This is a genomic window from Streptomyces sp. NRRL S-378 (assembly GCF_000720645.1).
In the GTDB taxonomy this organism is placed as follows: Bacteria; Actinomycetota; Actinomycetes; order Streptomycetales; family Streptomycetaceae; genus Streptomyces.
Genome location: NZ_JOBX01000001.1, coordinates 332,695 through 353,605, shown reverse-complemented (window position 1 = coordinate 353,605; position 20,911 = coordinate 332,695). Strand labels below are relative to the sequence as shown.

The 20,911-nt window shown below is 71.1% G+C and carries 20 protein-coding genes and 4 tRNA genes; 13 read left to right on the top strand and 11 right to left on the bottom strand.

Annotated elements, in window-relative coordinates:
• Nucleotides 1-16: 16 nt before the first annotated feature.
• Nucleotides 17-90: transfer RNA gene (locus IH80_RS0101715), tRNA-Asp, on the top strand.
• Nucleotides 91-700: 610 nt separating this feature from the next.
• On the opposite strand, the gene bldC is transcribed toward IH80_RS0101715, so the two are convergent.
• Nucleotides 701-907: a developmental transcriptional regulator BldC gene (gene bldC, locus IH80_RS0101710; protein WP_003949541.1), complete on the bottom strand. Its 207-nt coding sequence runs from the start codon at nucleotides 905-907 to the stop codon at nucleotides 701-703.
• Between the two features lie 568 nt (nucleotides 908-1,475).
• Nucleotides 1,476-2,330, bottom strand: coding sequence for a hypothetical protein (locus IH80_RS0101705; protein ID WP_199819192.1), 855 nt, complete (start codon nucleotides 2,328-2,330; stop codon nucleotides 1,476-1,478).
• Nucleotides 2,331-2,521: 191 nt separating this feature from the next.
• On the opposite strand from IH80_RS0101705, the gene IH80_RS0101700 reads away from it, so the two are divergent.
• Entirely contained in the window at nucleotides 2,522-3,640 is a 1,119-nt protein-coding gene (locus tag IH80_RS0101700) for a Leu/Phe/Val dehydrogenase (protein ID WP_030664648.1), read from the top strand.
• A gap of 280 nt (nucleotides 3,641-3,920) precedes the next feature.
• Nucleotides 3,921-4,184, top strand: a complete 264-nt coding sequence (locus IH80_RS0101695; protein ID WP_030957046.1) for a DUF3073 domain-containing protein — start codon at nucleotides 3,921-3,923, stop codon at nucleotides 4,182-4,184.
• Between the two features lie 79 nt (nucleotides 4,185-4,263).
• Here IH80_RS0101695 and purM read toward each other — a convergent pair whose 3' ends face one another.
• Together purM and purF are read right to left on the bottom strand one after the other, a co-directional pair.
• Nucleotides 4,264-5,334 (bottom strand): phosphoribosylformylglycinamidine cyclo-ligase, encoded by a 1,071-nt coding sequence (gene purM, locus IH80_RS0101690; RefSeq protein ID WP_030957044.1) that lies wholly within the window; start codon nucleotides 5,332-5,334, stop codon nucleotides 4,264-4,266.
• 94 nt (nucleotides 5,335-5,428) lie between these two features.
• Nucleotides 5,429-6,946 (bottom strand): amidophosphoribosyltransferase, encoded by a 1,518-nt coding sequence (purF, locus tag IH80_RS0101685; protein WP_030957042.1) that lies wholly within the window; start codon nucleotides 6,944-6,946, stop codon nucleotides 5,429-5,431.
• A gap of 148 nt (nucleotides 6,947-7,094) precedes the next feature.
• Here purF and IH80_RS47290 point away from each other — a divergent pair, with 148 nt between their 5' ends.
• Together IH80_RS47290 and IH80_RS0101680 are read left to right on the top strand one after the other, a co-directional pair.
• Entirely contained in the window at nucleotides 7,095-7,190 is a 96-nt protein-coding gene (locus IH80_RS47290; protein ID WP_386391725.1) for a putative leader peptide, read from the top strand.
• Between the two features lie 116 nt (nucleotides 7,191-7,306).
• Nucleotides 7,307-8,731, top strand: a complete 1,425-nt coding sequence (locus IH80_RS0101680) for a sulfatase-like hydrolase/transferase (protein ID WP_030957040.1) — start codon at nucleotides 7,307-7,309, stop codon at nucleotides 8,729-8,731.
• A gap of 130 nt (nucleotides 8,732-8,861) precedes the next feature.
• Here IH80_RS0101680 and IH80_RS0101675 read toward each other — a convergent pair whose 3' ends face one another.
• The 6 genes from IH80_RS0101675 to purS all read right to left on the bottom strand — a co-directional run bounded on the left by IH80_RS0101675 (nucleotide 8,862) and on the right by purS (nucleotide 15,121).
• Nucleotides 8,862-9,671 (bottom strand): META domain-containing protein, encoded by an 810-nt coding sequence (locus IH80_RS0101675; protein ID WP_030957038.1) that lies wholly within the window; start codon nucleotides 9,669-9,671, stop codon nucleotides 8,862-8,864.
• Nucleotides 9,672-9,722: 51 nt separating this feature from the next.
• Nucleotides 9,723-10,505, bottom strand: a complete 783-nt coding sequence (locus IH80_RS0101670) for a maleylpyruvate isomerase family mycothiol-dependent enzyme (protein WP_030957037.1) — start codon at nucleotides 10,503-10,505, stop codon at nucleotides 9,723-9,725.
• Nucleotides 10,506-10,522: 17 nt separating this feature from the next.
• Nucleotides 10,523-11,794 (bottom strand): hypothetical protein, encoded by a 1,272-nt coding sequence (locus IH80_RS45240; protein ID WP_051808619.1) that lies wholly within the window; start codon nucleotides 11,792-11,794, stop codon nucleotides 10,523-10,525.
• Nucleotides 11,795-11,940: 146 nt separating this feature from the next.
• Nucleotides 11,941-14,190, bottom strand: coding sequence for a phosphoribosylformylglycinamidine synthase subunit PurL (gene purL, locus IH80_RS0101660; protein WP_030957034.1), 2,250 nt, complete (start codon nucleotides 14,188-14,190; stop codon nucleotides 11,941-11,943).
• On the bottom strand, nucleotides 14,187-14,867 hold the full coding sequence (gene purQ, locus IH80_RS0101655; RefSeq protein WP_030957033.1) for a phosphoribosylformylglycinamidine synthase subunit PurQ: 681 nt from the start codon (nucleotides 14,865-14,867) through the stop codon (nucleotides 14,187-14,189). The genes purL and purQ overlap by 4 nt, the downstream gene beginning before the upstream one ends.
• Before the next feature lie 2 nt (nucleotides 14,868-14,869).
• Nucleotides 14,870-15,121: a phosphoribosylformylglycinamidine synthase subunit PurS gene (gene purS / locus IH80_RS0101650; RefSeq protein ID WP_008740952.1), complete on the bottom strand. Its 252-nt coding sequence runs from the start codon at nucleotides 15,119-15,121 to the stop codon at nucleotides 14,870-14,872.
• Between the two features lie 320 nt (nucleotides 15,122-15,441).
• Here purS and IH80_RS0101645 point away from each other — a divergent pair, with 320 nt between their 5' ends.
• From IH80_RS0101645 to IH80_RS0101610, 8 genes are all read left to right on the top strand, one after another.
• Entirely contained in the window at nucleotides 15,442-15,759 is a 318-nt protein-coding gene (locus tag IH80_RS0101645; protein WP_030957032.1) for a histone-like nucleoid-structuring protein Lsr2, read from the top strand.
• Between the two features lie 88 nt (nucleotides 15,760-15,847).
• Nucleotides 15,848-15,919, top strand: a tRNA-Gly gene (locus IH80_RS0101640).
• 72 nt (nucleotides 15,920-15,991) lie between these two features.
• A tRNA-Gly gene (locus IH80_RS0101635) sits at nucleotides 15,992-16,064 on the top strand.
• A 143-nt stretch (nucleotides 16,065-16,207) separates the two neighbouring features.
• Entirely contained in the window at nucleotides 16,208-17,152 is a 945-nt protein-coding gene (locus IH80_RS0101630) for an ABC transporter ATP-binding protein (protein WP_037878486.1), read from the top strand.
• On the top strand, nucleotides 17,149-17,913 hold the full coding sequence (locus IH80_RS0101625; protein WP_030957027.1) for an ABC transporter permease: 765 nt from the start codon (nucleotides 17,149-17,151) through the stop codon (nucleotides 17,911-17,913). Before IH80_RS0101630 ends, IH80_RS0101625 begins: the two co-directional genes overlap by 4 nt.
• A gap of 21 nt (nucleotides 17,914-17,934) precedes the next feature.
• A complete protein-coding gene (locus IH80_RS0101620; protein WP_030957025.1) occupies nucleotides 17,935-19,173 on the top strand; it encodes a sensor histidine kinase in 1,239 nt (412 codons plus the stop codon).
• Nucleotides 19,170-19,781: a response regulator transcription factor gene (locus IH80_RS0101615; protein WP_030957023.1), complete on the top strand. Its 612-nt coding sequence runs from the start codon at nucleotides 19,170-19,172 to the stop codon at nucleotides 19,779-19,781. The genes IH80_RS0101620 and IH80_RS0101615 overlap by 4 nt, the downstream gene beginning before the upstream one ends.
• Before the next feature lie 22 nt (nucleotides 19,782-19,803).
• Nucleotides 19,804-19,876 (top strand) — tRNA-Gly (locus IH80_RS0101610).
• A gap of 47 nt (nucleotides 19,877-19,923) precedes the next feature.
• Here the strand turns inward: IH80_RS0101610 and IH80_RS0101605 are convergent.
• Entirely contained in the window at nucleotides 19,924-20,829 is a 906-nt protein-coding gene (locus IH80_RS0101605) for a phosphoribosylaminoimidazolesuccinocarboxamide synthase (protein WP_030957022.1), read from the bottom strand.
• Nucleotides 20,830-20,911: the final 82 nt, after the last annotated feature.

Genomic DNA, 20,911 nt, shown 5'->3' with positions numbered 1-20,911 from the left:
GCGGCCGCGAAATCAAGGTCCTGTGGAGCAGTTGGTTAGCTCGCCACCCTGTCAAGGTGGAGGTCGCGGGTTCAAGTCCCGTCAGGATCGCAACAACGTCAGGGCCCGTATCCCCCCGGGGATGCGGGCCCTGACGCGTTGACGGGTGCCGTCGCCCGGGCCGGGTTGGGGAAGCCGGCCGCGGGCCCTGCGTCCGACCGGCCGCGGGCCCTGCGTGGTCCGACCCCCGCGTCCGACCCCGCGTCCGACCCCCGCGTCCGCTCCTGCGGCGGCCCCCTGCTCATCCCGCGGCGCCGGTCCTGCTTCGGCCGCCTGCGGGCCCTGCGGCGGAGAATCCCCCGTTCGCATGATGCTCACCGCGACGGTCTTCCCCATTACGGGGTGCATTGGCGGATATACAAGAGTGATCATCTGTGACGGGTGTCACCGCACGAGTTTTTCGGACTCACACTTTTATCGCATCCATACGTCTGCTCAATTTAATATGTGCAATGGTACCTACCCCGTCAGGCATCCCGGCGGACCTCCGGCGCCCCCCTGACCTGGGCATAAAAAGATCGCGCTGGACCCGGCGGAGTCCAGCGCGATCGAACGACCCGAGAACCTGTTGGGGCAGGCCGGGCCGCATGAAGCAATGTGGGTTTTCATCGGATTGGGGGACCCGATAGCGACCCGTTTAAAGCGGGGTGTTTACGCGACCTCAGGCCTCGCTGCGCTGCTGCGGAATTCCCGCCAGCAGTGCGCGGACCTCGGCCTCGCGGTACCGGCGGTGTCCACCCAGGGTGCGGATGGACGTGAGCTTGCCAGCCTTGGCCCAGCGGGTGACCGTCTTCGGGTCCACGCGGAACATCGTGGCAACCTCAGCCGGGGTCAGCAGCGGCTCGGCATCAGGGGTGCGAGCGGTCATGAGCGGCCTCCTCGGGAGAACCGAACCATCTCGGTTCTTTCCTCTAAATTCTGCACCTTGGCCCGCGTTGCCCGAAATGGACATACGCGGGCCGAGTCGGTTATAGGACGAACGGCTTGTCCTCGGCACTACAACTACACCATCCGTCCAGCCGCGACGGCCAAACCGACGGAATTGCCCTCCGAGGTGTTCATCAGCGGCGGAAGCCCGATGGACCGTCCCATAACGGACAGTCACCCCACTGTGACGATCAGTCACAGAGCGATCAGGAGTCGTCAGACCCCCCGTAGAGTGCAATGCCGAGCATTCCGCCCTTAGTTGGGCGGAAGGAACCCTCCCCGGACTCCTTGTCCTATTTTGGCACGAGGGTAGGGGAAGGGCGCAAGGGTGTGGTTAGTGCGGTCCGTCACGCTTGGGCCAATGGCCCGTATCGGGACGTAGGTCCTGGCACTACGTCCTAAATGCCACAATCAGGCCTCTGATCAGCCAGTTTTGACCGAACGACCGATACGCGGCGGTACGTACGGACCTCTGAAAGGTGAAACCGGCCACACCGGCGACTTTCGGCCTAATTCGCAAAAAGCCGCTCGCGCACCGCCCGCCACCGCTCCGCGAGCCCCCGGTACGCCTCCGCCGCACCCTCGGCGTCCCCCGCCCGCAGGGCATCGACACCCGCCGCGAGATCCGCCGCCGAGCGGTCGGCCGCCAGCCGCTCCGCCGGCAGGGCGTGCACCAGCCCGCCGTAGTCCAGCTCGACCATCGACCGCGGATGGAACTCCTCCAGCCAGCTCCCCACCTCGACCAGCCCTTCGGCGAGCATCCCGTACCCCTCCGCGGCGCGCAGCGTCCGCAGCGCCCGGGCGAGGCGCCGGCGCGCCTGCACCATCGGTGTCCGGTAACGCAGCCGCTCCCCCTGCACGTACTCCCGCTCCTCGTCCGCCACCAGCACGAACCAGCGCAGCGGGATCTGCCACACCCCCGTACGGATCCAGGGGCGCGCGTCCGGGTTCCGCTCGCGCCAGCGCTCGTACTCCTCGGCCGCCCGCCGGCGCGCCACCGGCGGCAGCGCCGCGTCCAGCACCGGGAGCGGGAACTGGTCGACCAGTTCCTCCAGCGCCAGCCAGCCGCGCAGCCGGGTGCGCCAGGGGCAGACCAGCAGCACCCCGTCGACCTCCGCGGTGAACGCGTCGGCGCTCTCGTGGGCCGGCACCCCCACCAGGGGGACCCGCACCAATTCCGCCAGCGACCGGCGCAGTTCGTCCTGGGCGGTCGGGGCCGTCCCGCGCCGGGCGTACGCGGCCCAGTGGGTGCGCTCCGGCTCCGCGAAAGCGGCCAGGGGCTCGTAGACGCGCAGGTAGGAGGCGTACGGGACGGCCGGAGCCGAGCGCGCGGAGGGCAGCAGGGGTTCGGGGGATTCGGTCACCCTCTCGTACTCCCCTCTTCCGGGGTCCGGTTCACCTCCGGCCCCGGGCGGAAGGGCCGGGGCCGCCTCCCGTACTCCGGGAGTGTTTCGATCCCCGGACAGGTGACCCCCATCCGGCCCACAGGTCTTACTCTGCTCCCAGCACGTCCTCCCCCACCCGCAGGGGGGCGTCTTCCCGCCGCATCTCTTCCATGGGAGTCACCACCGTGACCGAAATGACCGACGGCGTCCTGCACACCCTGTTCCGCACGGAGCAGGGCGGCCACGAGCAAGTCGTGCTGTGCCAGGACCGAGCCACCGGCCTGAAAGCCGTCATCGCGATCCACTCCACCGCCCTGGGCCCCGCCCTCGGTGGTACGCGTTTCCACGCTTACGCCTCCGACGAGGAGGCCGTGCGCGACGCGCTCAACCTCTCGCGCGGCATGTCGTACAAGAACGCCATGGCCGGTCTCGGCCTCGGTGGCGGCAAGGCCGTGATCATCGGTGACCCCGACGTCATCAAGACCGAGGAACTCCTCGAGGCCTACGGCCGTTTCGTGGAGTCCCTCGGCGGCCGCTACGTGACCGCCTGCGACGTCGGCACCTTCGTCGCCGACATGGACGTCGTCGCCCGTGAGACCCGCTGGGCCACCGGCCGCTCCCCCGAGAACGGCGGCGCCGGCGACTCCTCGGTGCTCACCGCCTACGGCGTCTTCCAGGGCATGCGCGCCAGCGCGCAGCACCTGTGGGGCGACCCGACCCTGCGCGGCCGCAAGGTCGGCGTCGCGGGCGTCGGCAAGGTCGGCCACTACCTGGTGGAGCACCTGCTGGAGGACGGTGCCGAGGTCGTGATCACCGACGTCCGCCAGGAGTCGGTGCAGCGCATCCTCGACAAGCACCCGGGCAAGGTCACCGCGGTCGCCGACACGGACGCGCTGATCCGTGTCGAGGGCCTCGACATCTACGCCCCGTGCGCACTCGGCGGCGCCCTGAACGACGAGACGGTCCCGGCCCTCACCGCCACGATCGTGTGCGGCGCGGCCAACAACCAGCTCGCCCACCCGGGCATCGAGAAGGACCTCGCGGACCGCGGCATCCTCTACGCCCCGGACTACGTGGTCAACGCGGGCGGTGTCATCCAGGTCGCCGACGAGCTGCACGGCTTCGACTTCGACCGGTGCAAGGTGCAGGCAACGAAGATCTTCGACACCACGCTGGAGATCTTCGCTCGTGCGAAGGCGGACGGCATTCCGCCGGCCGCCGCCGCCGACCGGATCGCCGAGCAGCGGATGGCCGACGGCCGCCGCACCCTGCCGGTGACTGCCTCCTAAGGGGCCTGCGCGAGGCCCGCCGGGGCGCGGCGAGACGGAACTCACTGCACTTCGGCGGGTCGCCCGCCAGGAAAGGGTTAAAATCGCAGCTGACCAGCGAGGACGGGGCGCCTTGTTGGTTCTGCACCGGGGCGCGTCATGCGGGCGGCGTACCGTATGGCCGCGGAAGCAGGTACCGTTAAACCCCTACGGACGGTCTCTCCACGGAGAGCCCGCTCCGAACCATGAACGCGTGTCAGACTCTGGGGCCGTCGAGCCCCGTCACCGAGGGGGTCGAGCCATGGGGCGCGGCCGGGCAAAGGCCAAGCAGACAAAGGTCGCCCGCCAGCTGAAGTACAGCAGCGGCGGGACTGACTTGTCGCGTCTGGCCAACGAGCTGGGCGCATCGACCGCGGAACCGCTGTCTGTCAGCGAGCCGGTCGAGGTGGACGACGACGAGCTGGACGAGGACGATCCGTACGCTCGGTACGCGGACCTCTACAACAGCGATGACGACGACGAGGACGACGAGTCCGGTCCGTCGGCACAGCGTCGCGGCGCTTGACGCCCTGAGGCGTCTGCACGACACACAAAAGACTGAAACCCGGTCCAGGGCGTAGCCCCGGGCCGGGTTTCAGTGCTGCTCAGCTCGCGTAGGAACCGGTGAGGGTCGCGCCCTCGGTGCGGTCGCCGCGGTCCAGGATCTCCCCCGCGACCCAGGCGTCGACGCCCCGGTCGGCGAGCGCGGTCAGCGCCACGTCCACCGACTCCTGCGGGACCACGGCCATCATGCCGACGCCCATGTTCAGGGTCTTCTCCAGCTCCAGCTGCTCCACCTGCCCGGCCTTGCCGACCAGGTCGAAGATCGCGCCGGGCGTCCAGGTCGCACGGTCGACGGTGGCGTGCAGGTGGTCCGGGATCACCCGGGCCAGGTTGGCCGCGAGGCCGCCGCCGGTGATGTGCGAGTACGCGTGCACCTCGGCCGTCCGGGTGAGGGCCATGCAGTCCAGCGAGTAGATCTTGGTGGGCTCGAGCAGCTCCTCGCCGAGGGTCCGGCCGAGCTCCTCCACGTGAGCGTCGAGGGACATCCCGGCGCGGTCGAAGAGGACGTGGCGGACCAGCGAGTACCCGTTCGAGTGAAGGCCGGACGAAGCCATCGCGATGACGGCGTCCCCCGTACGGATGCGATCCGCGCCGAGCAGGCGGTCGTACTCGACGACGCCCGTGCCGGCGCCCGCCACGTCGAAGTCGTCCGGGCCCAGCAGACCGGGGTGTTCGGCGGTCTCGCCGCCCACCAGGGCGCAGCCGGCGAGGACACAGCCCTCGGCGATGCCCTTGACGATGGCGGCGACACGCTCGGGGTGCACCTTGCCGACGCAGATGTAGTCGGTCATGAAGAGCGGCTCGGCGCCGCAGACGACGATGTCGTCCATGACCATCGCGACCAGGTCGTGGCCGATGGTGTCGTACACGCCCATCTGACGGGCGATGTCCACCTTGGTGCCGACCCCGTCGGTGGCCGAGGCGAGCAGCGGGCGCTCGTACCGCTTGAGGGCGGAGGCGTCGAAGAGTCCGGCGAAACCGCCGAGGCCGCCGAGGACCTCGGGGCGCTGCGTCTTCTTCACCCACTCCTTCATCAGCTCGACGGCGCGGTCTCCCGCTTCGATGTCGACGCCCGCGGCTGCGTAGCTGGCACCGGTGGTCTTCTCTGTCATGACAGGAGAGAGCTTTCGTGTCGTTACTGCGGTTGGTGCGGGGCCCTGGGAAAAGCCGGAAAGACAGGGCCCCGCGCAGGTCGAGCCGGGGACTCTACGGGCGACGGAGCGCGTCGGCGGCGTCCGCGCCGCCGGCCAGCTCGGTCTCCAGGAGCTGCTTGCCGAGGAGCTGCGGGTCGGGGAGGTCCATCGGGTACTCGCCGTCGAAGCAGGCACGGCAGAGGTTCGGCTTCTGGATCGTCGTCGCCTCGATCATCGAGTCGAGCGAGATGTAGGAGAGGGAGTCCGCGCCCAGCGACGTGGCGATCTCGTCGACCGTCATGCCGTTGGCGATCAGCTCGGCCCGGGTGGCGAAGTCGATGCCGAAGAAGCACGGCCACTTCACCGGCGGCGAGGAGATCCGGATGTGGACCTCGGCCGCGCCGGCCTCGCGGAGCATCTTGACCAGGGCGCGCTGGGTGTTGCCGCGGACGATCGAGTCGTCCACGACCACCAGGCGCTTGCCCCGGATGACTTCCTTGAGGGGGTTGAGCTTCAGGCGGATGCCGAGCTGGCGGATCGTCTGCGAGGGCTGGATGAAGGTCCGGCCCACGTAGGCGTTCTTGACGAGGCCCGATCCGTACGGAATCCCACTGGCCTCGGCGTAGCCGACCGCGGCGGGCGTGCCTGATTCCGGCGTCGCTATCACCAGGTCGGCCTCGACCGGGGCTTCCTTGGCCAGGCGCCGGCCCATCTCGACACGCGAGAGGTAGACGTTCCGGCCGGCGATGTCGGTGTCCGGGCGCGCCAGGTAGACGTACTCGAAGACACAGCCCTTGGGCTTCGCTTCCGCGAATCGGGAGGTGCGCAGACCGTTCTCGTCGATGGCGACGAGTTCACCCGGCTCGACCTCGCGGACGAAGCTGGCGCCGCAGATGTCGAGGGCGGCGGTCTCGCTCGCCACCACCCAGCCGCGCTCCAGGCGGCCGAGGACCAGCGGGCGGATGCCCTGCGGGTCACGGGCGGTGTAGAGGGTCCCCTCGTCCATGAACACCAGCGAGAAGGCGCCCTTGACCTTCGGGAGCACCACGCGGGCGGACTCCTCGATGGTCAGCGGCTTGCCGTCCGCGTCCACCTGGCCGGCCAGCAGGGCCGTGACCAGGTCGGTGTCATTGGTGGCGGCCACCTGGGTGGCACGGCCGTCCTGACGGGGGAGGTCGGCGACCATCTCGGCGAGCTCGGCGGTGTTCACCAGGTTGCCGTTGTGTCCCAGGGCCAGGGAGCCGTGGGCGGTCGCGCGGAAAGTGGGCTGCGCGTTCTCCCAGACGGAGGCGCCGGTGGTCGAATAGCGGGCGTGACCGACCGCGATATGACCTTGGAGCGAACCGAGGGAGGTTTCGTCGAAGACCTGGGAAACGAGGCCCATGTCCTTGAAGACGAGGATCTGGGAACCGTTGCTCACAGCGATTCCCGCGGACTCTTGTCCACGGTGCTGTAGCGCATACAGTCCGAAGTAGGTGAGCTTGGCGACCTCTTCACCCGGAGCCCAGACACCGAAGACGCCACAAGCGTCCTGGGGGCCCTTTTCGCCGGGGAGCAGGTCGTGGTTGAGTCGTCCATCACCACGAGGCACGCTCCCGAGTGTAGGCGAGATCGACCACTGGTCCGAATTGGGGACGGCCGGGAAATGTCACAGCACAGAGGGTGACGGGACGCCTCCGTCTCGGTATTCGGATCACCTTGTTGACATCTACGAAGGCACTCGTACAGGCTCTCGACCCATGCAGCCTCTCGGTGACCGCGCCGTCACCCTCGTCGAGCGCCGGCACGTGGACCTGGTCCGTGTCGCGAGCGCCATCTGTCGTTGCTGCGCGTAGCCACAACTCTTCCTCTCCTTTTCCCTTTTCCGCTCCGCCCCGCCCTGCTCCGCCGTGCCGCGCGCCGTCCCGCGCCCCGCCCGGAGCCGGCCGGCGGACCGTGCCCTGGAGTACCTGTGTCTTCGTACGAGAACAAGCTGTCCCGGCGTGCCTTCACGGGCGCCGTCGGTGTTGCCGCTGCGGCCACCGCCGCGGGTCTGGGCGCCGCCCCCGCGCAGGCCGCCGAGACCCCTCCGGCGGGTCCCTCGGAGCGGGAGTTCCGGGCCTCCCGGGGCCGCCCGTCGCGCCGGCCGAACATCCTGTTCATCCTCGGTGACGACCTGGGCTGGGCCGACCTCTCCGCGTACGGCGCCCCGCACATCAGGACCCCGAACCTGGACCGGCTGGCCCGCCAGGGCGTCCGCTTCACCGACGCCTACTCGGGCTCCGCCACCTGCTCGCCGACCCGGTTCAGCCTCTACACCGGCCGCTACCCGGCCCGGACCAGGGGCGGGCTCGCCGAGCCGATCGCCGACAAGTCCGTCGGCCTGGAGCCCACCCACCCCACGCTGGCCTCGCTGCTGAAGGCGTCCGGGTACGCCACGGCACTGATCGGCAAGTGGCACGCCGGCTACCTGCCCGACTACAGCCCGACGAAGTCCGGCTGGGACGAGTTCTTCGGCAACTTCGGCGGGGCCCTGGAGTACTACTCCAAGCTGGGCCTGGGCGGCGAGTACGACCTCTACGAGGGCGACGCCGCGTACGAGGACCTGCGCTACTACACGCGGATCATCACCGAGCGGGCCGGCGAGTACGTCTCCCGCGACCACCACGGCAGGCCGTGGCTGCTGAACCTGAACTTCACCACCCCGCACTGGCCGTGGATCGCCGACGGGGACACCGAGCAGAGCGCCGAGATCGTCCGGCGCATCAAGGCGGGTGACCCTCGTGCCCTGTGGCACCAGGACGGCGGCTCGGTCGAGAAGTACAAGGAGATGGTCGAGGACCTCGACCGGTCGGTCGGCGAGGTCCTGAAGGCCCTGAAGCGCTCCGGTCAGGAGGAGCACACCATCGTGGTGTTCTCCAGTGACAACGGCGGTGAGCGGTTCTCCTACAACTGGCCGCTCTCGGGCAGCAAGGCCTCCCTCCAGGAGGGCGGCATCCGGGTGCCGAACATCGTGCGCTGGCCCGCCCGGCTGGAGGGCGGGCAGGTCAGCCGCGTCCCGGTGTTCAGCCCGGACTGGACCGCGACCCTGCTGGAGGTGGCCGGCGCCCGCCCGCACCCGGCCTACCCGCTGGACGGCGTGAGCCTGGCCGGATACCTGCTGCGCGGTGAGGAGGCCGTCGAGCGGGACCTGTTCTGGCGGGTCCGCGGGGAGCGGGCGCTGCGCCGCGGGAACTGGAAGTACTACCGCGGGAAGTCGGGCCGCGACCAGCTGTTCGACGTGGCCGGGGACATCCGCGAACAGGCCGACAAGGCCGCCGTGGAGCCCGCCCGGCTGGCAGAGCTGCGCGCGGCCTGGGAGGCCGTGAACGCGGGTCTGCTGCCCTACCCGGCGTGAGCCGGCGGGTGCGGGCGGCCCGTGGTCCGGCTGCGGGCGGCCCGTCGTCCGACTGCGGGCGGCCCGCGGTCCGGCAGCCCGCGGTCCGCAGCCTGTGGTCCGGCCGCCCGCCCCGCCGGCCCGGCCGCCGCTATTCGGCGTCGGACGGCGCCTCCGCGATCAGGCCGTTGCCGTCCGCGGCGGTGAGGGTCAGCAGGCGGCCCTCGATCCGGGAGAGGAGCGGGCCGCTCGCGAACAGCCCGGTCAGCTTCGCCTCGACCTCGCCCGCCGGGCCGTCGCACGCCATCCGCGTGGTGGTGAGCGGCCCGAAGGTGAGCCGGTCGCCGTCGCGCGTGACCTGGGCGCTGAACCGGTTGCAGCCGAGGGTCCCGCTCGCGGACAGGTCGGCGGCGAGGGTGAACCGCGCCGTGCCGGCGGCTCCGGCGGGCAGCGAGGACACCGATCCGCCGCTGATCAGGGACTGCACGGTCCACTCGACCGCGGTGAGCGGCGCGTCCGGGACCACCGGCTCCGAGGTCATGGCGATCGTGCTCCCGTCGGCGGTCTTCAGGGTGAGCCGGTCGGGGCCCCGGTCGATGGTCAGCCGCCCGGTGAACAGCTTGGCGAATGCCGTCTCGAACTCCATGTCCGCGCAGGCCATGGTGGTCGTGGCGCCGGGGGTCACGGTCACCGCGGAGGTGCCGGCGAAGGAGACGGCGGCGGTGAAGCCGTTGCAGCCGTAGTTGCCCTTGACCTGCTTCTCGCCGAAGTCGAGGCGGGCCGTTCCGGGGGCGTGCAGGGTGCGGCCGCCCGTGGTCAGGGACTCGACGGCCCAACGGCCCACGGGGTCGGGGAGCACCGCGCCCGCGCCCTGCTCCCCGGCCCGGCCGCAGCCGGCCGCGGCGAGCGCGAGGACGAGGGCCAGCCCCGCGGGGAGGGGGACGTGCCGGAGGGTACGCATGCCCCTGGGACGAACGGGATCTCCGGTCGGTTCCACCACGGCGGCCCCCGCTCAGCTCATCAGCGGGAGCAGCGCGGACAGGTCGGCCCGCTCACCGCCGGCCCGCACCTGCGCCGCGTCGAGCGCCTCGGCCCATGCCGTACGGCCGGTCGCGAGCCGGATCCAGGTCAGAGGGTCGGTCTCCACGACGTTCGGCGGGGTGCCGCGGGTGTGGCGGGGGCCCTCGATGCACTGGACCACCGCGAAGGGCGGGATCCGCACCTCGACCGAACCGCCCGGGGCCTTCAGGGCGAGGGAGTCGGCGAGCAGCCGCGTACAGGCGGCCAGGGCCTGCCGCTCGATCGGGACGTCGAGCCCGGCGGCCCGGTTCAGGTCATCGGTGTGGACCACCAGCTCCACGGTCCGGGTGACCAGGAAGTCGGCCAGGGTCATGTCCCCGACCCACAGCTGGAGGACGCGCCCGCCGGGGTTCGCCGCGAGCGCCCCGGCCATGGCGTCGGCGGCCCGTTCGTACAGCTCGGGCAGCGGGGCGCCGGTCAGGGTCTCCCGGGCCGCCTCGGAGATCTTCCCGGCGAGGGAGGCGGTGGCGAAGGGCCATTCGACCGCCGTCAGCTCGGCGAGGGCGGCGGGCGGCCGGGCCAGGCCGGCGGCCAGCGAGTCCGCGATCCACGCGATGTGCGCGGCGAGGTCGGCGACGCTCCAGTCCCCGAGCCCGCTGGGGCGCTCCAGCTGCTCGGGGCCCAACTCCCGTACGGCCCGTCCGACATGACCGAACTGTGCGATCACGGCCGCTCTGATCCTGGCGTCGTCGTACTTGCGGGTCTTGGGTGCCATGCCGGGAGTCTGCCCGATCAGTCGCCACCGCCGCAGCCGCCACCGCAGCTGCTGCCGCAACTGCTGGAGCAACTGCTGGCCCCGCAGCCGCCGGAGGAGCCGCAGGAACTGCCCGAGCCGCTCGACCGTTGCGCCGCGCGCTGCTTGCGCTTCTCCTCGTCGGCCCGCCGCCTGAGGGTGTACGAGGTGCCGGCCGGCCACCACGACCGCAGGCGGTGCCGGCGGAAGGGCATCAGCGGAACGGCGCTGACGGCGTCGGTGATCGTACGGTCGTCGCCGTAGACGGCGTGCCTCAGGATCACCTCGGCCCCCTCGCAGGGCACTCCGTACATCACCGCCTCGTAGGGCTCGGCGCGTGGGTCGATGTCGTGGTGGTCGGAGCGCAGCCGGTCCGCCGCCCCACCGAGGAGGGTCACCGCCCGGGAACTGCGGTAGTGGTCGTCGAACCGGTCCCGGAACGCGATCAGTGGCGGGGCGGTGGTGGTTCCGGCGTCGGCGACCAGCCAGCGCGGGCCGAGGAGCACCTCGCGGACGCCGACGCGGATCACCGGCTGGGGCCCGTCGTGCAGCCGCCGGGCGGCACGCCGTGCCGTGAGGCCGCGGCCGAGCAGCGGGACGCCCGGAACGAGCAGCATCATGGCCAGGACCTGCGGGCCCGTCCCGTCGAAGGGGTCCCCCGGGCTCGCTCCCAGGTCCTGCACGAGGACCCACCCGAGCAGTGCGGCGGCGGCCAGGCACAGCCCCGCCCCGGTGGCGAGGAGCACCCGTCCGCGTCGGCGGTGGCCGTCCGGCAGGTTCTCGGGGATCGCCGCACGGGTGTCACCGGCGGCGGCGAGGAACAGCTCCCGCTGGCACCTGCGCGAGCGGATCCGGAGCGCGGACCCCGCGAACGCCCAGGCGCAGAGGGCGAGCACCAGCACGCCGCCGGCCAGGCCGGGGCCCTCGGCGGGGGCGAGTGCGGACAGGTTCCGTACCGCGTCCGCGGCGACCACGGGGGTGGACAGGAGGGTGGCGGCCGGCAGGAACCGGTACCAGGCGGGGAGGGACACCAGGAGGACGGCCGGGACGTAGCCGGCCCAGGAGGTGCCGTGTCCGGGGGCGTCCGAGTCCCCCAGGGCCAGGAGGACGAGCGAGAGGACCACCAGCGGCACGAGGATCCAGCCGACGGGGACCGGGGCGAAGACGGGCGGAACGCGTGCGTCGAGCCAGCGCTGGGCGTCCTTGACGTGCCAGTGGGGGGCGCCGCCGTCGGGTATCGCGGCGTCCGGCAGGTGCTTGACGATGCTCACGCGGTCAGTATGCGGAGCGCTCACGGGCGCGGACACGACGGTCGTGCCACGGAATCGCTACGGCCGTGCGACGGTGACGCGGCGGGGCCCCGCACGGAAGTTCCGTGCGGGGCCCCGGCCGGGTACGCGCCGCTCTCTCCGGCCGATCAGGCCAGCAGGGCCGGGATCGTCGCCTCGTGGGCCTCGCGGAGCTCGGCCAGGGGCAGGCTGAACTCGCCCTGGATCTCGATCTCGTCGCCGTCCACCACGCCGATACGGGCGACGGGCAGGCCGCGCGCGCCGCACATGTCGGTGAAGCGGAGCTCCTCGCTGCGCGGGACGGCCACGATGGCGCGGCCCGCGGACTCGGAGAAGAGGAACGTGAAGGCGTCCAGGCCCTCTGGGACCACGACGCGCGCGCCGTTGCCGCCCTTGAGGCAGGACTCGGTCAGCGCCTGGATGACACCGCCGTCGGACAGGTCGTGCGCGGCGTCGATCATGCCGTCGCGCGAGGCGGAGATCAGGATCTCGGCCAGCAGCTTCTCGCGGCCCAGGTCCACCTTGGGCGGCAGGCCGCCGAGGTGGTCGTGGACGACCTGCGACCAGGCGGAGCCGCCGAACTCCTCGGCGGTGTCGCCCAGGAGGTACAGCAGCTGTCCGGCCTCCGCGAACGCCATCGGCGTACGGCGGTTGACGTCGTCGATCACGCCGAGCACGGCCACGACCGGGGTCGGGTGGATCGCCACGTCGCCGGTCTGGTTGTAGAGGGAGACGTTGCCGCCGGTCACCGGGGTGCCCAGCTCCAGGCAGCCGTCCGCGAGACCGCGGGTGGCCTCGGCGAACTGCCACATGACGCCCGGGTCCTCGGGGGAGCCGAAGTTCAGGCAGTCGGAGATCGCGAGGGGCTTGGCGCCGGTCGCGGCGACGTTGCGGTACGCCTCGGCCAGGGCCAGCTGCGCGCCCGTGTACGGGTCGAGCTTGGCGTAGCGGCCGTTGCCGTCGGTGGCCATGGCGACGCCGAGGTTGGACTCCTCGTCGATGCGGACCATGCCGGCGTCCTCGGGCTGGGCCAGGACGGTGTTGCCCTGCACGAAGCGGTCGTACTGGTCGGTGACCCAGGACTTCGAGGCCTGGTTCGGAGAGGAGACCAGGGCCAGGACCTGCGCGCGCAGTTCCTCGGAGGTCTGCGGGCGGGGCAGCTTGCCCGCGTCGTCGGCCTGGAGGGCGTCCTGCCAGTCGGGGCGGGCGTAGGGACGGTTGTAGACCGGACCCTCGTGGGCCACGGTGCCCGGGGGCACGTCCACGATCTGCTCGCCGTGCCAGAAGATCTCCAGGCGCTCGCCGTCGGTCACCTCACCGATGACGGTGGCGATGACGTCCCACTTCTCGCAGATCTCCATGAAGCGGTCGACGTGCTGCGGCTCGACGATCGCGCACATGCGCTCCTGCGACTCGCTCATGAGGATCTCCTCGGGCGAGAGCGTCGCGTCGCGCAGCGGGACGGTGTCGAGCTCGACGCGCATGCCGCCGGAGCCGGCCGAGGCCAGCTCGGAGGTGGCGCAGGACAGGCCGGCGCCGCCGAGGTCCTGGATGCCCGCGACCAGCTTCTCCTTGAAGATCTCCAGGGTGCACTCGATGAGGAGCTTCTCCTGGAAGGGGTCGCCGACCTGGACGGCGGGGCGCTTGGTGGGCTTGGTGTCGTCGAAGGTCTCGGACGCGAGGACCGAGACGCCGCCGATGCCGTCGCCGCCGGTGCGGGCGCCGTAGAGGATGACCTTGTTGCCGGGGCCGGAGGCCTGGGCGAGGTGGATGTCCTCGTGCTTCATCACGCCGATGCAGCCGGCATTGACGAGCGGGTTGCCCTGGTAGCAGGCGTCGAAGACGACCTCGCCGCCGATGTTGGGCAGGCCCAGGCAGTTGCCGTAGCCGCCGATGCCCGCGACGACGCCCGGAAGGACGCGCTTGGTGTCGGGGTGGTCGGCCGCGCCGAAGCGCAGCGGGTCGACGACGGCGACCGGGCGGGCGCCCATGGCGAGGATGTCGCGGACGATGCCGCCGATGCCGGTGGCCGCACCCTGGTAGGGCTCGATGTAGCTGGGGTGGTTGTGCGACTCGACCTTGAAGGTGACCGCGTAACCCTGGCCGACGTCGACGACGCCGGCGTTCTCGCCGATGCCGACGAGCATGGCGTCGTTCTGGGGGGCCTTCTCGCCGAACTGCTTCAGGTGGACCTTGCTGCTCTTGTACGAGCAGTGCTCGGACCACATGACCGAGTACATGGCGAGCTCGGCGCCGGTCGGGCGGCGGCCGAGGATCTCCCGGATCCGGGCGTACTCGTCCTCCTTGAGGCCGAGTTCCTTCCAGGGCTGGGAGGCGTCCGGGGTTTCGGTGGCGTTCTTGACGGTGTCGAGGCTCATGCGCTGACCAGCTTCTTCAGGACCGACGTGAAGAACGGGAGGCCGTCGGTGCCACCGGTTCCGATCAGCGGCTCGACCGCGTGCTCGGGGTGCGGCATCAGGCCGACGACGTTGCCCTCGGCGTTGGTGATGCCGGCGATGTCGCGGAGCGACCCGTTCGGGTTCATGTCCAGGTACCGGAAGGCCACGCGGCCCTCGGCCTCCAGTTCGTCGAGCGTGCGCTCGTCGGCGACGTACCGGCCGTCCATGTTCTTGAGCGGTACGGAGATCTCCTGGCCGGCGGTGTAGTCGCCGGTCCACGCGGTCTCCGCGTTCTCCACCCGCAGCTTCTGGTCGCGGCAGATGAAGTGCAGGTGGTTGTTGCGGAGCATCGCCCCCGGCAGCAGGTGGGCCTCGGTGAGGACCTGGAAGCCGTTGCAGATGCCGAGGACCGGCATGCCGGCCCTGGCCTGCTCAATGATGGTCTCCATCACCGGCGAGAAGCGGGAGATGGCCCCGGCGCGCAGGTAGTCCCCGTAGGAGAAGCCGCCCGCGAGGACGACCGCGTCGACCTGGTGCAGGTCCTTGTCGCGGTGCCACAGCGAGACGGGCTCGGCCCCCGCGAGGCGGACGGCGCGCAGCGAGTCACGGTCGTCGAGCGTTCCGGGGAACGTGACGACACCGATGCGAGTGGTCACCGTCAGGCCTCGACCTTCACGGTGAAGTCTTCGATGACGGTGTTGGCGAGGAACGTTTCGGCCATCTTGTGGATGCGGTCGAGGGCGGCCTGGTCGACCGGTCCCTCCACTTCCAGTTCGAAGCGCTTCCCCTGACGGACGTCGGCGATGCCCTCGAAGCCCAGGCGCGGCAGTGCACGCTGCACCGCCTGGCCCTGGGGGTCGAGGATCTCCGGCTTGAGCATGACGTCGACTACGACGCGTGCCACTGGCACTCCCGATGAGGTGGTTGGTGCAAGGCGGTTCCTTCAGCGTACCCGCCCGAAATTTCTACGCGGGTAGATATGCGAGGGCCTTGATCACCGGGCCGTTTCAGCTTCACCAACGCTTCGCAAAATCCCCAGGAAAACCACGTACCCGGCATTGCGGCGGGACACGCGGAGAGAATTAACTGAGCTTCGCAATGCAATGGGAATCGGGGTACAAAGGAATCAACCGGGATTCCGGCCGAAAGTTTCATTGCCCCAAAACATCCGAACAGGCGACATCGCCGCACGTCAGCAGGTGGCGGCGTCGCACGAAGGGACCGATATCCGTGGCGCAGCGCGTAGTGGTCACGCTCTCCGACGACATCGACGGGGGAGAAGCGGCGGAAACGGTCATGTTCGCCCTGGACGGTAAGTCGTACGAGATCGACCTCAATGTGGCCAACGCAAAGAAACTGCGGAAGAGCCTCGCGCCCTTCGTGGCCGCCGGCCGCCGCCAGTCACGCTCGGGGAAGGCCTTCAAGCACACCTCGGTCGCGCCCGACCCGGCGGTCGTCCGCGCCTGGGCCCGGTCCCACCAGCACGACGTGCCGCCCCGGGGCCGCATCCCGAAGAAGATCTACGAGGCCTACAACGCGGCCCACTGAGGGCCGATTTGCCATCCACCCCCACCCTTCGGCTAATGTGTGGATCACGCCGAGGGGCGAGGCCGCAGGTCAGAGCCTCCGAGGTCGTGCGGGTGTAGTTCAGTAGCAGAACATCCCTCTTCCAGAGGGAAGGCGCAGTGTGCGATTCCTGTCACCCGCTCTGCATGACTTTCCGACCACTCCGGTGGATCGGGTAGAGTGATGCACGTACTGCTCCGGCAGTGCACTGCTTGCGGACGTAGCTCAGTTGGTAGAGCACCACCTTGCCAAGGTGGATGTCGCGCGTTCGAGTCGCGTCGTCCGCTCTGTAAGTCGAAGGCCCCGATCATCACGATCGGGGCCTTCGTCGTATGCGGCCGCATCCGGCACCAGGCCTCCTGACAAATGTCATGACCGGTCATGACAGCGCGCACTGCCGGCCCGGTCCGGGCGCCGGGACGCTTGGATCATGACTGACACCGTGATCGAAGCCCGGGACCTGCGCCGCGGCTACACCGGAGGGTTCGAGGCCGTACGGGGCGTCTCCTTCTCCGTGGCGCGCGGTGAGATCTTCGCCCTGCTCGGAACCAACGGCGCGGGCAAGACCTCCACCGTCGAACTGCTGGAGGGGCTGGCCGCGCCGAGTGGCGGACAGGTCCGCGTCTTCGGCCTCGACCCGCTCACCCGGCGGGCCGAGGTCCGGCCGCGCACCGGGGTCATGCTCCAGGAGGGCGGCTTCCCCTCCGACCTGTCGGTCGCCGAGACCGTACGGATGTGGGGCGGGGTCACCACCGGCGCCCGCCCGGCGGCCGAGGTGCTGGAACTGGTCGGGCTGGCCGCACGGTCCTCCGTACGCGTCAAGCAGCTGTCCGGCGGCGAACGGCGGCGCCTGGACCTGGCGCTGGCCCTGCTCGGCCGGCCCGAGGTGCTCTTCCTGGACGAGCCCACCACCGGCATGGACCCCGAGGGGCGCCGGGACACCTGGGCCCTGGTGCGCGAACTGCGGGAACAGGGCACCACGGTGCTGCTGACCACCCACTACCTGGAGGAGGCCGAGGAACTCGCGGACCGCCTCGCCATCCTCCACGAGGGCGAGCTGGTCCTGTCGGGCAGTCCGGCCGAGGTGACCGCGACCCGGCCCGCCCGGATCCGGTTCACCCTGCCCGACGGGGTGCCCGCGGCCCGGCTCCCGCTGACCCTGCGGGCGGCCGCCTTCGGGCAGCGCGTGGAGATCCGTACCGAACGGCTCCAGGAGGACCTGACCGAGCTGCTCGGCTGGGCCCGGGAGGACGGCGTGCAGCTGACCGGGCTCGACGCCCGGTCGGCCTCCCTGGAGGAGGCCTTCCTGGAGATCGCCCGCAACCACCGCGGCGCCGGCGACCGCACCGAGGACACGATGGCGGGGACCCGATGAACACGCCCACCCTGAACGCCGGCCGCGTCACCGCACTCGGCCGCTCCGAGCTCACCCTGCTGGTGCGCAACCGGGCCACCCTGGCCCTGGCCCTCCTGATGCCGCTGCTGATGGTGTTCGTCCTGCGCTCCTCCCTCGGCGACGCCGAGGGCGCCCGGGCCGTCGGCGAGGCGACCCTGACCGGCGGGATCGGCATGGTGCTGCTCCTCGTCGTCCACATGAACCTGGTCTCCTCCTACGTCGCCCGCCGCGAGGAGCTCGTCCTCAAGCGGCTGCGGACCGGCGAGGCGAGCGACCTGGAGATCCTGGCCGGGACCGCGCTGCCCGCCGCCGCTCTCGCACTCGCGCAGATCGCCGTCCTCGCGGTCGCCGGGGCGGCAGCCCTGGACGTGCGCATGCCGCAGAACCCGCTGCTGCTCGTGGCGGCCGTCCTCGCCGGTGTCCTGATGCTCGCCGCGCTGTCCGCGGTGACCAGCTCCTTCACCCGCACCGTGGAGACCGCCGGCCTCACCACGCTGCCGCTGTTCCTGGCGACCGTGCTCGGCTCGGGGCTGTTCGCCCCGACGGACGCGCTGCCCGACCTCGCGGCCTCGTTGTGCGAACTGCTGCCGCTGAGCGGGGTGATGACCCTCGTACGGGCCGGCTGGAGCGGCGGCGCCGGGGGCGGGGACCTGCTCGGGGCCGCGCTCACCGCACTGGCCTGGATCATGATCAGCGTGTTTGCTGTCCAGCGGTGGTTCCGCTGGGAACCGCGCCGCTAGGACGAGTCGGGGGACGGGGCCGTGTCGAAGCTGACCGGATGGTGGAAGAACCGCAGCACCGCGGGGAAGGTCGAGCTGTACACCCGCGGGTCGTTCTACCTCTTCGTGATCCTGGAAGTCCTGTCGTTCGGGCTGACCCCGCTGGTCGCCGCGGCCGCCGAACGGACCTCCCACGTGGTGCCCCTCGCGCTCTTCCTCATGATGTGCGCGCACGCGGCCCTGTGCGGGGTGCTCAGCTCCCGGGCGCTGCACTGGGTGGTGGGGCGGCGCGAACGCCCCACCCGGCTCGCGGTGGCCACCGCCGTGGTGACGGCGGGATGCGTCCTGGCCGTCCTCGCGTTGCGGACCACCGGGGAGTCCCAGGCGACCGTGGCCCCGACCATGGTGGCGGGACTGGCCTGGTTCACCTCCGGAGCGCTCGTCCTGTGCCTGAAGTCGGTACGGCGCATGTGGTACGTCTCCGCGGCGGCGGCGGTCGCCACCGGACTGGCCGCCCTGGGCCTCGGGATGCCGGCGGCGAAGGCCCTCGGGTACGCCGTCGGCGTGTTGCTGGGAGGCCTGTTCTTCGGCGCCACCTGCGGGTTCTCGGGCTGGCTGCTGAGGACCGTGTACGAACTGGACCGCTCCCGCGAGGTCCAGGCGCGGCTGGCGGTGGCCGAGGAGCGGCTGCGCTTCGGCCGCGACCTGCACGACGTGATGGGCCGCAACCTGGCCGTCATCGCCCTCAAGAGCGAGCTGGCGGTCCAACTGGCCCGGCGCGAACGCCCGGAGGCGGTGGATCAGATGATCGAGGTCCAGCGGATCGCCCGGGAGTCCCAGCGGGAGGTACGGGACGTGGTGCGCGGCTACCGGGAGGCGGACCTGGCGGTGGAGCTGGAAGGCGCGCGCGGCGTGCTGAGCGCGGCCGGAATGGACTGCCGGGTCGACTTCCGGCCTGCCCGGGAGCTCCCCTCCGAAGTCCAGTCCGCGCTCGGCTGGGTGGTCCGCGAGGCCACGACGAACGTGCTGCGGCACGGGGACGCGCAGCACTGCCGGATCCGGCTGACGGCCCCGGAGAGCGGCTCCGTGACGCTGCTGGTGGAGAACGACGGCGCGCCGGAGACCCCTGCCGGGCCGCCCGGCTCGGGACTCGCCGGGCTGCGGGAACGGCTCGCCGTACTGGAAGGGACGCTGGAGGCGGGACTGGTCGGCGACGGCCGGTTCCGGCTGCGTGCCGAGATACCGGGCCCACGGCTCGATGGACTGGAGGTGCGGGCGTGAGCCCCGTACGCGTACTGCTCGCCGACGACGAGCACCTGATCCGCGGGGCGCTGGCCGCGCTCCTCGCACTGGAGGACGACCTGCTGGTCGTGGCGGAGGCGGCGTCCGGCCCCGAGGCGCTGGCGATGGCGCGGGCGCACCGCCCGGACGTGGCCGTGCTGGACCTGCAGATGCCGGGGGCGGACGGTGTGAGTGTCGCCACATCCCTCAGGGCCGAACTCCCCGACTGCAGGGCGATGATCGTGACCAGCCACGGCCGTCCCGGACACCTGAAGCGGGCCCTGGCCGCGGGGGTGCGGGCCTTCGCCCCGAAGACGGTCTCGGCGCAGCGGCTGGCCGAGCTGATCCGGACCGTGCACGCCGGAGGCCGTTACGTGGACCCGGAGTTGGCGGCCGACGCGATCAGCGCCGGGGACTCCCCGCTGACCGCCCGGGAGGCCGAAGTGCTGGAACTGGCGGGGGACGGGGCGCCGATCGCGGAGATCGCGGAGCGGGCCTCGCTCTCGCAGGGGACCGTCCGCAACTACCTGTCCTCGGCGGCCACGAAGCTCGGCGCCGAGAACCGGCACACCGCAGTGCGTCTCGCGAGGGAGCGAGGTTGGGTATAGTAGGTCTCGCCTTACGGCGCTTGCGGACATAGCTCAGTTGGTAGAGCACCACCTTGCCAAGGTGGATGTCGCGCGTTCGAGTCGCGTTGTCCGCTCTGCAAGGAAGAAGCCCCGGTCCTCGGACCGGGGCTTCTTCGTTTCCCTACGACCAGTCCAGACCGGTCAGCCGCTCGTACGCCTCGATGTACTTCGCGCGGGTCTGCGCGACGACCTGCGTCGGGAGGGCCGGCGGCGGGAGTTCGCCCTTCGGGTCCCAGCCGGAGGCCGCGGAGGCCAGCCAGTCGCGGACGTACTGCTTGTCGAAGGAGGGCTGCGCGCGGCCCGGTTCCCACTGGTCGGCCGGCCAGAAGCGGGAGGAGTCCGGGGTCAGCACCTCGTCCGCGGCGACCAGCGTGTGGTCCTTCGGGTCGAAGCCGAACTCGAACTTGGTGTCGGCCAGGATGATCCCGCGCTCGCGGGCGATGTCCCGGGCGCGGCTGTACACGGCGAGGGTGGTCTGGCGCAGCAGTGCGGCCGTCTCGGCGCCGGTGGTGCGCGCGACCTCCTCGTAGGAGACGTTCTCGTCGTGCTCGCCGACCTCGGCCTTGGCGGCCGGGGTGAAGATCGGGCCGGGCAGCTCGGAGCCGTCCACGAGGCCCTCGGGGAGTCCGAGTCCGCAGACCGTGCGGGTCTGCTTGTACTCGGCGAGGCCCGAGCCGGTGAGGTAGCCGCGGGCCACGCACTCGACCGGGACCATGTCGAGGTTCTTGCAGATCAGCGTGCGGCCGGCCCAGTCGGCGGGGGCTCCGGCGGGCAGCTCGGTGGAGATCACGTGGTTCGGGACGAGGTCTGCGAGCTGGTCGAACCACCACAGGGAGAGCTGGGTCAGGACACGCCCCTTGTCCGGGATCTCGGTGGGCAGCACCCAGTCGAAAGCGGACAGGCGGTCGCTGGCGACCATGACGAGGCGGCCGTCCTCGTCCCGGTAGAGGTCGCGCACCTTCCCGGTGTGGAGGTGGACGAGGCCCGGAACCTGAACCGGCTCGGGCTTTTCTACGAATCCGGACACGGGGTCTCCCTGTGGTTCTGTCTGAGGCGCACCCCGATTCTCGCGCACCCGGGTCCCCTCCCGGGGACAGGGGTGCGCCGGG

Coding starts and splice junctions, on each gene's coding strand:
- bldC (WP_003949541.1), bottom strand. CDS start 907: ATGACCGCTCGCACCCCTGATGCCGAGCCGCTGCTGACCCCGGCTGAG.
- IH80_RS0101700 (WP_030664648.1), top strand. CDS start 2,522: ATGGGAGTCACCACCGTGACCGAAATGACCGACGGCGTCCTGCACACC.
- IH80_RS0101695 (WP_030957046.1), top strand. CDS start 3,921: ATGGGGCGCGGCCGGGCAAAGGCCAAGCAGACAAAGGTCGCCCGCCAG.
- purM (WP_030957044.1), bottom strand. CDS start 5,334: ATGACAGAGAAGACCACCGGTGCCAGCTACGCAGCCGCGGGCGTCGAC.
- IH80_RS47290 (WP_386391725.1), top strand. CDS start 7,095: ATGCAGCCTCTCGGTGACCGCGCCGTCACCCTCGTCGAGCGCCGGCAC.
- IH80_RS0101675 (WP_030957038.1), bottom strand. CDS start 9,671: ATGCGTACCCTCCGGCACGTCCCCCTCCCCGCGGGGCTGGCCCTCGTC.
- IH80_RS0101670 (WP_030957037.1), bottom strand. CDS start 10,505: ATGGCACCCAAGACCCGCAAGTACGACGACGCCAGGATCAGAGCGGCC.
- purL (WP_030957034.1), bottom strand. CDS start 14,190: ATGAGCCTCGACACCGTCAAGAACGCCACCGAAACCCCGGACGCCTCC.
- IH80_RS0101630 (WP_037878486.1), top strand. CDS start 16,208: ATGACTGACACCGTGATCGAAGCCCGGGACCTGCGCCGCGGCTACACC.
- IH80_RS0101625 (WP_030957027.1), top strand. CDS start 17,149: ATGAACACGCCCACCCTGAACGCCGGCCGCGTCACCGCACTCGGCCGC.